This window comes from Paracoccus aurantiacus, from assembly GCF_007993065.1.
In the GTDB taxonomy this organism is placed as follows: Bacteria; Pseudomonadota; Alphaproteobacteria; order Rhodobacterales; family Rhodobacteraceae; genus Paracoccus; species Paracoccus aurantiacus.
Genome location: NZ_VOPL01000019.1, coordinates 1 through 9,199, shown reverse-complemented (window position 1 = coordinate 9,199; position 9,199 = coordinate 1). Strand labels below are relative to the sequence as shown.

General features: G+C 64.6%; 10 protein-coding genes. 9 read left to right on the top strand and 1 reads right to left on the bottom strand.

Annotated elements, in window-relative coordinates:
• Positions 1–155 precede the first annotated feature (155 nt).
• The 4 genes from FQV27_RS18525 (at position 156) to FQV27_RS18510 (ending at position 3,522) form a co-directional block, all read left to right on the top strand.
• Positions 156–629 carry a DUF3768 domain-containing protein gene (locus tag FQV27_RS18525; RefSeq protein WP_147101538.1) on the top strand — a complete coding sequence of 158 codons (474 nt, stop codon included), beginning with the start codon at positions 156–158 and terminating at the stop codon, positions 627–629.
• A gap of 260 nt (positions 630–889) precedes the next feature.
• Positions 890–2,740 carry a ParB/RepB/Spo0J family partition protein gene (locus FQV27_RS18520; RefSeq protein WP_246133180.1) on the top strand — a complete coding sequence of 617 codons (1,851 nt, stop codon included), beginning with the start codon at positions 890–892 and terminating at the stop codon, positions 2,738–2,740.
• Between the two features lie 68 nt (positions 2,741–2,808).
• The gene (locus tag FQV27_RS18515; protein WP_147101535.1) at positions 2,809–3,042 is read left to right on the top strand and encodes a hypothetical protein; all 234 of its coding nucleotides are present in this window, start codon (positions 2,809–2,811) and stop codon (positions 3,040–3,042) included.
• 3 nt (positions 3,043–3,045) lie between these two features.
• Complete coding sequence (locus tag FQV27_RS18510) at positions 3,046–3,522, top strand: hypothetical protein (protein ID WP_186827390.1); 477 nt, start codon at positions 3,046–3,048, stop codon at positions 3,520–3,522.
• A 556-nt stretch (positions 3,523–4,078) separates the two neighbouring features.
• On the opposite strand, the gene FQV27_RS18505 is transcribed toward FQV27_RS18510, so the two are convergent.
• Positions 4,079–4,843, bottom strand: coding sequence for an abortive infection family protein (locus FQV27_RS18505; protein WP_147101532.1), 765 nt, complete (start codon positions 4,841–4,843; stop codon positions 4,079–4,081).
• Positions 4,844–5,516: 673 nt separating this feature from the next.
• On the opposite strand from FQV27_RS18505, the gene FQV27_RS18500 reads away from it, so the two are divergent.
• From FQV27_RS18500 to FQV27_RS18480, 5 genes are all read left to right on the top strand, one after another.
• Positions 5,517–5,708, top strand: a complete 192-nt coding sequence (locus FQV27_RS18500; protein WP_147101529.1) for a hypothetical protein — start codon at positions 5,517–5,519, stop codon at positions 5,706–5,708.
• A gap of 468 nt (positions 5,709–6,176) precedes the next feature.
• Entirely contained in the window at positions 6,177–6,806 is a 630-nt protein-coding gene (locus FQV27_RS18495; protein WP_147101526.1) for a hypothetical protein, read from the top strand.
• A 1-nt stretch (position 6,807) separates the two neighbouring features.
• Entirely contained in the window at positions 6,808–7,410 is a 603-nt protein-coding gene (locus FQV27_RS18490; protein WP_147101522.1) for a DUF6927 domain-containing protein, read from the top strand.
• 68 nt (positions 7,411–7,478) lie between these two features.
• Entirely contained in the window at positions 7,479–7,793 is a 315-nt protein-coding gene (locus tag FQV27_RS18485) for a hypothetical protein (RefSeq protein WP_147101519.1), read from the top strand.
• Between the two features lie 61 nt (positions 7,794–7,854).
• Positions 7,855–8,643: an N-6 DNA methylase gene (locus tag FQV27_RS18480; protein ID WP_147101516.1), complete on the top strand. Its 789-nt coding sequence runs from the start codon at positions 7,855–7,857 to the stop codon at positions 8,641–8,643.
• Positions 8,644–9,199 lie beyond the last annotated feature (556 nt).

Genomic DNA, 9,199 nt, shown 5'->3' with positions numbered 1-9,199 from the left:
ACAGTCAGCCCCAGGGCCGCGGGCAGGGCTGCGCCCTCCCCGCTTTGCCGTCCGAAAGGCATGGGGCCTTTCGACGACAAGCAGAGAGGTCTCGCCCATCGGCGGAAAGCAGGCACCAAGCCCGCGCCGCCCGTCGCAAAAGAAGGACGATGCCCATGTTGGCCGAAGATTCCATTGCCGTCGATTTTTCCTGCACCGCCTGCGGGAAAATCATCACCGCCCTGACCGGGCCGAGCCATTGCCCGCACTGTCATACCGCCGCGCCTGATTACGGTTTCCCGACCGCCGAGGCCGTGAAGATCGCGGAACAGAACGACCGTTTTCGGGCGGGAATGCTCACCGGGACCGCAAGCGATCTGCGCGGACAGGTTGTCGTGACCTCTGCCGTCAACGGCATGGGCCGGGATTTCGTAACCGCCGCACTCATGGCGGTGGCCGGGGATAGCGAGTTCACGCCGGACAATGACCCTTACGGGGATCATGGTTTCGGCACCGTCACCGTGCTGACCGTCAAGCTGTTCTGGAAGATCGACCTTTACGACGAGGAACTGGTCTACGGCTCGCCTGACCCCGCGAACCCCGCCGCGACCCGGCGCGTCCTGACCATCATGTTCCCCTCCGATTACTGAACCCCCGAACCCGGCCCGCTTCATGCTCCGGGTGGGCCGGCCAAGCGCAACAGCAACCGGAAAGGAGGTGAGAACAATCAATCAATGGCTTGAGGCGCGGATCGCGGAAGCGTGGGCGCTCATCAGGAAGGGCGGTCACTCCGCCAAGATCGGCCACGCCTTCCTGAACCAGCACGGTGCCATGTGACCCCCTCGCCTCACCCGATCACGGGTGAGGCACCGATAACACGAAACCAACGTCGCAAACAAGGAAAAGACCTGTGAAACAAGGTGCCATCACCACCGCCCCGATCCAGTATTTCCCGCTGGAGGCGCTCTACCTCTCGGACATGAACCCCCGTCAGGACGTCGATGCCGACCGCATCGACCAACTGGCCGACAGCATCGTGGCCGTGGGCCTGTTGCAGAACCTTGCGGGCCTTGCCGACGAGGCCGGACATGTCGGGATCGTCGCGGGCGGTCGCCGCCTGCGCGCCCTGATCCGCGCTTTCGAGAAACACGCCGACCTGCTGGATCGCCGCCCGGAACTGGCAGAAATCCCCGTCCGTCTGGCCCCCGACGAGGCCACCGCACGGGCATGGGCCAGCGTCGAGAACGCGGCCCGCGAGGATTTGCATCCCGCCGATGAAATCCGCGCCTATGGCCGGATGGCCGAGACGGGCAGCGATGTGCCTGCCATCGCCCGCGTGTTCGCCGTGACCGAGGCGCATGTTTACCGCCGCCTTGCGCTTGCGGCTTTGCCCGCCCCGATCCTCGATGCGCTGAAAGCGGGCGAAATCACCCTTGAGGCCGCGAAATGCTTCACCGTGGCCCAGGACGAAGCCCTTGCACTCAATGTGCTGGACCGGATGCGCGGTCAGGACGTGTCGGCCCACCGCCTGAAACAACTTCTGCAACCCGAGGCGATCCGCGACACCGACCGCCGCGCTGTCTATGTCGGGCTTGATGCCTATCAAGGTGCGGGCGGCATCATTACCCGCGACCTGTTCGCAAACGAGGTGTTTCTGGACGATGGCGCGCTGCTGGACCGGCTCTTTGCCGACAAGCTGGCGATGGACGCCGAGGCCATCGGCCACGGCTGGAAATGGATCGAGACCAGCCCAGAGTCGTGGGTCAGCTATGATGTGACCTCGAAGCTGGACCGCATCTACCGGATCGAGGGCGAACTGTCCGAGGAACAGGCCGAGCGTTACGACGAATTGTCGGAACTGGCCGAGGCCAAGGCTCTGAACGAGGAAGGACAGGCGGAACTGGATGCGCTGGACACACTGGCGCGGGGCGACTTCGCCGATGCGCAGCGTGACCATGCCGGGTTGTTCGTGTTCGTGGACAGTCGCGGCGAACTGACCGTGCAGGCGGCTTATATTCGGGCCGAGGACCGCGAGGCCGCGATTGCCGCAGAGATACTGACCGGACATGCCGCCCGCAGCCGCGACGGCAGCGCCGTCCATGCCGCTCCGAAATCGCCCATCAGCAACGCGCTGCGCGACGATCTGGGCCGGGTGGCGCAGGGCGCACGGCAGAATGCGGCGCTGCGCGATCCCGAACTGCTGATCGACCTGCTGGCCTATCAGTTGAGCCACGGCCTTGCCTGGCGCAAGCCGTTCGGGCTTGCGACAGAGGACGTGCCGAACTGGCCGACCACCGAGGCCGAGGGATATGCGCTGGACGACCGCCTGACCGCCAATCCGCCGCGCGACATGTATGGCAAGGACCTTGCCAAATCCTTCCGCGCCTTCCGTTCCAAGGGAGCCGAGCATGTTCGGGGCGAACTGGTGCGGATGCTGGCCGCGCATTACCGGGGCGGGTCCGATGAACTGGCCGCGCTGATCGACAAGGAGACCAAGCCCGCGATCCGCGAGGTCTGGACGCCCACCGCCGCGAACTTCTTTTCCCGCGTTGGAGGCCCTTACCTCAACGACCTGTGGGGCGATCTGCTGGACCTCGCCGCCGATCACCCCACCGCCACCAGCTTCGCCAAGCTGAAAAAGGGCGAGAAGGCGGCAAAGCTGGAAACCCTGTTCAGTGATGCCGACACGCGCAAGGCGCTCGGGATCACCGAGGCGCAGGAGGCCCGCATCGCGGCATGGCTGCCCGAGGGCATGGCCTGATAACAGCGGGGCGCGCGAAGATCGCGCGCCCCGGTCCCGGCAACACGGTTTCAGAAAGGACAGCACGGATGGACTATGCACGGGAAAGATCATGGCACGGGCTTTCCTGCACGTGTGGCGGGGGCTACCGTGTCGGCCATGCCATCGGCTGCGAATACGCAACCAGCAGAGACAATCTCAACCAGTTGGACACCGACCTTGCCCGCGCCGTGGCGCAGGGCGATCAAGCGGAAGCCGCCGATCTGCGCCGGATCAAAGAAGGGATCGAGGCCGTCGCCGCACGATCCGCCACGGGAACCTGATCCATGCGCTTCATCAGATCGACCCGTCACCCGTTCACCGACACCGCCCGCAAGCGGGCCGCGCTGGCCCGCAGACAGACAGCCGACCGGGAGGCCCTGCCGCTCTTCGCCGCCGAGATCGCGGCCCGTCAGAAAAGCCCCGACGATGTGATGCAGGCCCGCGCGAATGCCTGGGCCGCGCAGGAGGCCCGCAGCCGCCAGCGCCGCGCCGATCAGTGGCGGCGTGCCCGCCGCCTGATCGACGCCATGCCACCAAGGCAGCGCCGCCGGCTGCGGGCCGCGTGGAACGGCGCACCCTATCCCGCCGATCCGGTCTATCTGCTGGATTTCCTGCACAGCCTTGAGGCCGGGCGCATCGCCCTCGATGCCCTGCCCTTCACCCCGCGCCGCGTGAACCTGCGCGGTCATGTAACCTCTGAAGAAATGGCGGCAGGCCGGACCTGCCGCCAGGCCAACAGGGAGGATTTTCAGTGTGGCTGACTTTACGTCACTTCGCCATAGGGTTGTTGTAAGTTTCTTTCTTCGCCTCTCGTGCTGACCCTTTTCCTTCTGCGACGAAGGTCAACTGGCCCCGCGATTTTCGTGGGGCGCTCTTTTTTCCGCCTGCCGCTATCGTCCACCCCTGATTGCCAGCCGATATGTGATATCCACTCTCTGCTGCTGTCGGGCCGAGTTGCCCTGCCCCCCTCCCCCGGCATCCGCCGGGAAAGGATCGCCAGGGCCGGCGCTTCGCGCGGAGCCGCGCCCCGGCGCGGCGTCTCCACACGCTCGTTGCACCAGGAAGCACCGGCTTCGATTGTGCCCGGCTGTTAACCCGGCCGAACATCGGCCGGGGCCAGGCCGCACCACCCCACTCGGTCTCTGGATTATTCCACACGGGTCAAGGACGGCGCCGCGCCGAAAGGGCGCGGCTTGCAAGCGCCCGTGCCGGGCGTCCCTGACCTCGCGTGTCCGAATCCTCCGACCGCGCAGCGCTCTGATGAAGGTTTTCCACTGGAAGTGGACGGGAAACTGCTGGTTTCAAGCGCCAATTGCTTTATGGCTCCTCCCACTTCTCTTGGTAGGTTTCGACAAGAAACGTGGCAATCGCCCCTGCCGTGTTGACCGCAAGGCTGGCGTGGCGAGGTGAAGGCCTGATCGGCAATTTGCCCCCACGCCCGTGCGAGTCAGACAGGCGATTGCGCAACGTGCCGATGCCGTTCACAAGGTTCAATGCACCGCCCAAAATGGCCTTGATTGGTTCTTCGGTGTGCTGGTTCGGCGCAAGATTCAACAGCTTCGCAACAGTGGCATATAGCTTTGGCAGGTCGTCCTTGTCCGAATAGGTTTCGCCACACTCGTCGAGGATACGCTTGATCACGGTTTCAAGGAGCGTTCGTGCCACCGTGATTGCCCCATCCGGATCGGTACTGCGGCGGGCAATAGCCTTGCCCCATACGGAATGAACGCCCGCCACGTCGAATGTCTCCAGGGCATCAGACGCCACCTTGTCGCCGGGGGCCGTGTTGCTGCCCTCAAGCCTATCCATCAAGGGTGTGAAAGCCTTGTTGATGATCTCGCGCCGGCCGGCATAGGTTTCTGACGCCCTTTGAATATAGGGCCAGAAAGCGGACAGATTTCGGTAGGTTCTTACAAACGGTGGAAGAAGGTCGCAGAGAACAGGATCAGCCATGAACTCGCGGCGGAGGTGCTGATACACACCGTCGTCTGCCGAACCACCTGTAGCCCGTGCAGTAAGCAGGCCCTCAAGCATTGTCGCCTGCTCAATTCGCGACGATGGAATTTCATTTTGTAAATACATATTCTACAGCCAGCTTCAGATCCTCCATCACCATATTCATTCCCTGTTGAGCGACAACGGCGCATCGCCGGCAGGCCGGCGACCGTGCCCCAGTCGCGCTGTCGCGCGACCCAAGCCCGCCAGGGCGATGCGGTCGGCTGCGGCGCCTGCGGTCTGTCTCGTCCCGAGCCAGATCCTCGATCGCCGGTCCTGACCGCCCTGCCCTGCCCGTCTCGGCCCATCCGGGTGTCGGTCACTTGCGCGGGTTGGCCTTCAGCCCTCGCGCACAACCGGATCATCGGGCAGGCTTTCGGCCCCTCGCCAAGCTCGGTCATTCATCGTCCCGCACGCGAGCATTCTACCGGGAACACCGGCGGCGGTGGCGGTTTCGGGCGCAGACAGCGGGGTTGCGGTTGATCCGGACACGACATGCTCAGCCCCAGCCCTAGCCATCCTTCTTGCTGCCGGTTCGGTCGATTGCCTGGCTCCGTGGCCGGTTGGTCCTGTCCTGCAAGGGGCGTTTCTTCCAGATGAAACATGACAGGGCAGCGCGGCTGACGGCCTTCGGCCTTCAACGACGAATTTCCCTTGGCCTGCGGCCATTCCTCGCGCCCCAAATTCGCCTTTGACAGCCGCTCGGTCTGCCCTGTCCGCAGAGGTTTCATCGAAACGCCAGGCAGGAAAGGAAAATCCAATGGCCACCGAAAACATGAAGCTCCGCGTCAAAACCGGCGAGAAAGACGGCAAAAACTTCTGGGACGACTGCGGGGTCGTCTTCATCAACCGCAACCCCGCCGGCGACATCACCTCGATCCAGGTCCGCCACAACATGTTCCCCGGCGTCGATATGGTCGCCTTCCCGAAACGGGCGGACGACCAGCAGTAACGGCAAGAGGGCGGCGATAGCCGCCCCTTCGCCGTTCCATCCAGTCGCTGCCGCGACGGCCTGCGGCCAGACAGGACAGGCGCGACCCGCGCGAAGGCGCGGGCCATAATGGACTGAGGACGTGCCGGGGGACCGACGCGGGCTGCGCCCGCGCTCACCCCCGCCCCGACGATCCTTTCATTTCCTTTTGTCCGCCACGCATCCCTGCGTCTGACGGTCAATGGCCAAGCGCCGCGCGATGCGCGTCGTCGTCCAGGCGGGCCGTGTCCTCGGCTTCGCCTGCGGGCCGCACCACCCCGCCTTCCCGAGCCTTGACAGTCAGCCCCAGGGCCGCGGGCAGGGCTGCGCCCTCCCCGCTTTGCCGTCCGAAAGGCATGGGGCCTTTCGACGACAAGCAGAGAGGTCTCGCCCATCGGCGGAAAGCAGGCACCAAGCCCGCGCCGCCCGTCGCAAGAGAAGGACGACACCATGTTTCGGAACTTTGACGATCTGACCCGCTGCGAAGGCCGCTGGCTCAATCTCTGGGCCGCGTTCGACGTGACCGGCGATTATCTCGGCAGCTTCACCCTCGACCAGTTGCGCGACAAGGCGCAGGAGGCAGGTAAATGGATCAGCGCCGTGCAATACCGGCGCGCCGGTCAGCGCCTAGATGAAAACGCCCTTGCCCAGACCTTCAATGGCCTGCCCAAAGGCAGCACGATCTTCGATTTCACCGGCTTCCGGGTTTCGCCTGTGCGCGACATGGGCGGCAGCGTCGAAGTCTGCGATCCCGGCGAACATGTCTGCTGGTCGATCTACGGTTTCCACGCCGAGGCGCGGGAATGGCAGATCGTGCATGACGCGACATGGGGCGAGATTGGCGAGGCTGCCGCCCGGATCGTGGATCTGACCGGCGAGCTGGTCGAATATTGCGACCTCAGCCATGCCTATGCCAACACCCGCCTGCCCGATCTGGTCGATCTGCTGGCGCAGCGGATTCATGACGAAATCCCCGGATACGATCATCCCGAGAGTTTCCGCGAGGATGATTTTGACGCGCACCCACTGGCGGAATTGCGTGAGAGCATCGCCGATGCCCTCGACCTGCGGAGGGGCTGATATGGGCTGGCTTGTCTATAACCACACCCCCGCCTGCATCCGCGATGAGATCGCACGGCTTTGCACATGGGACAACGAGACAGGACGGGGTTTCCCCGTCCTAATCAGCCGCAAGGGGTCCGTCTGGTATGCCGCCGTGCGCAGCGAACCCGCGACCGGACGGCTGGTCAGCGGCACCGATGCCAGCGGCAGTTTCGAGACCGATGCCACGGGCGGCTATACGTTCGCCGCTGTCTTCCTGACGCGTCGGGAAGGTGCCGGTTGGGGCTACAAGGACATGGACGAAACCGCCGGTCCAGTCGAATGCGAAGCCCCTGCAAAGCTTCTGGACATGCTGTCGCCCACCACCCACGAATACGCGCTGGACTGGCGGCAGCGGTGCCGCAGCCACGCGGCCCGTACCGGCCGTCGCCTGAAGCCCGGCGACGTGATCCGGTTCCCTGAACCGTTGAGGTTCAGCGATGGCAGCGAGGGGCAGACCTTCCGGGTCAACAAGGAACGCTTCGCCGGGGCGAACCGCGCCAGCACCTTCTTTACCTGCATCGAAACCGGCCGCGATTGCCGCATCAGCCGCGTCATGTCGCGCGACTGGATCCGCATCTGAACCATGCGCGCCGCGCCTGACGGCGCGGCGTAGCGATCCGTCTCCATTCCAACGACCGAGGTATTCCTATGGCGCATTCTCAGCAGATGATCACCATTCCGAACAGCATCTATGGCGACAGGACCGTAACCGCCTACTGCCGGGCGGGGCTGGGCGCTTTCAAGCTGCACAAACGCTGGCAGGTGGTCCATGTCGCATCCGGCATGAGCATCGGCGGCGGCAGGGGCGGTGATCGCCGCACCCGGAAAGGCGTGTTCGCGATCATGGACGCCCTTCTGCAGGTCCCCGTCGACTGGTCGAAACCCTATGACCAGATCGGCAAGGACGTGGCGGCCAACAAGACCGCCATCATGCTCGCCTTGAGCACGGCGCGCGACCAGTAAGCCGCGCGCGCCGCGCCTGACGGCGCGGCGCCCTGCCCCCCAACGCCACAAGGACTTTGACATGGCCCATCAAGCCGTGACCGCATTCGTGCGCGCACTCGATCAGTTCGACCGCTCGAAGACCCGCACCGAGGTTTTCCGGATCTTCTGCGAAATGGCCTTCTGCGCCCTCGCGAAGCGCGCCTCGCCCTTTGCCGATCAGCGCGACCGGCTGGAAGCGCAATACATGGAGTGCGTCCGCATGTTCCCGAACAAGGACGACGTACGGCGCATGCCTGAAATGATGGCGATCGCCATACAGATCATTGCCGCTAGCGGCGTCGATTTCTTCGGCCAGGCAGCGGCCGAGATCGGCGCGCTCGATGCCCGCCTGGGCCAGTTCTTTACCCCCTACGAGGTCAGCCGCATGATGGCCGAAATGTCCCTTGGTGATGTGTCGGCCCAAATCGAGGAACAAGGCTTCATCACCATCTCGGAACCCGCCGCAGGCGCGGGCGGAATGGTGCTGGCCGTGGCCGATGTGATCGAGAAACAGGGTTTCGACCCGGCCCGGCATATCTGGGTCGAGGCCGTTGAGCTGTCTCGCGCCACCTTCCACATGGCCTATGTCCAGATCGCCGCGCGGGGTGTCGCCGGACGAGTGATCAATGGCAACAGCCTGTCACTCGAAACCAACGATCAGGCATTCACCCCTGCCGCGCCCGCATATCATGCGATGAACGGCCATCCTTTCGCCAAACAGCAGGAAGCCGCGCGGCAGGCGGCACGGGCCGAAAAAGCCGCGCAGGCGAGGCGCCGGGAGCTGCTGCGCAGTCCCGCGCCCGCGGCCGCGCGGGCTGTCTGGCAATAAGATTGACGGGGGTAAGCGAGTTCTCTACGCCCCCCTACAGATCCTTCTGCGACGAAGGTTTAACTGGGCCGCCCTCGGGCGGCCCCTTTCTTTGCAGGCGCGACTTATCCACATTTTCTGGGGACCGTTTCGGGGAGTGGCAAGCCTGCCTTCGCATCTGGGTCAGGCCCCACTGATCAACGCAATTTTCCCCACCGCTGAAGGCAGAACTATCTGCACCCTGCCAACTGCATTGGCGGTGAGCTGTCAAATGCCTTTGAGTGTCCCCTTCGGGCCGCGCCCCCGGTTCCGGCCTTCGGCCTCCACCCGAGCTGATCGGGGCGAAGCGCGCGGCTGCGGCGTCCGGTTGAACGTCTCGTCCCGAGCCGTCCCCCCGAACCCCGGTCCTGCGCGCCCTGCCCCGACGATCTCGGCCTTGGCGGGCGGGACCGCTGACGCAGGCGCAAGGCGCAGAGCGAGACGACAAGGATCGAGCGATGCGCCGGGTGGCGATCGGGCACCTACGATGCCGTTTGGCAATCGGCGGATGGCGGACAGCAAGCGGCAGATGGCGGAT

Coding starts and splice junctions, on each gene's coding strand:
- FQV27_RS18480 (WP_147101516.1), top strand. CDS start 7,855: ATGGCCCATCAAGCCGTGACCGCATTCGTGCGCGCACTCGATCAGTTC.
- FQV27_RS18485 (WP_147101519.1), top strand. CDS start 7,479: ATGGCGCATTCTCAGCAGATGATCACCATTCCGAACAGCATCTATGGC.
- FQV27_RS18525 (WP_147101538.1), top strand. CDS start 156: ATGTTGGCCGAAGATTCCATTGCCGTCGATTTTTCCTGCACCGCCTGC.
- FQV27_RS18500 (WP_147101529.1), top strand. CDS start 5,517: ATGGCCACCGAAAACATGAAGCTCCGCGTCAAAACCGGCGAGAAAGAC.
- FQV27_RS18505 (WP_147101532.1), bottom strand. CDS start 4,843: ATGTATTTACAAAATGAAATTCCATCGTCGCGAATTGAGCAGGCGACA.
- FQV27_RS18515 (WP_147101535.1), top strand. CDS start 2,809: ATGGACTATGCACGGGAAAGATCATGGCACGGGCTTTCCTGCACGTGT.
- FQV27_RS18490 (WP_147101522.1), top strand. CDS start 6,808: ATGGGCTGGCTTGTCTATAACCACACCCCCGCCTGCATCCGCGATGAG.
- FQV27_RS18510 (WP_186827390.1), top strand. CDS start 3,046: ATGCGCTTCATCAGATCGACCCGTCACCCGTTCACCGACACCGCCCGC.
- FQV27_RS18495 (WP_147101526.1), top strand. CDS start 6,177: ATGTTTCGGAACTTTGACGATCTGACCCGCTGCGAAGGCCGCTGGCTC.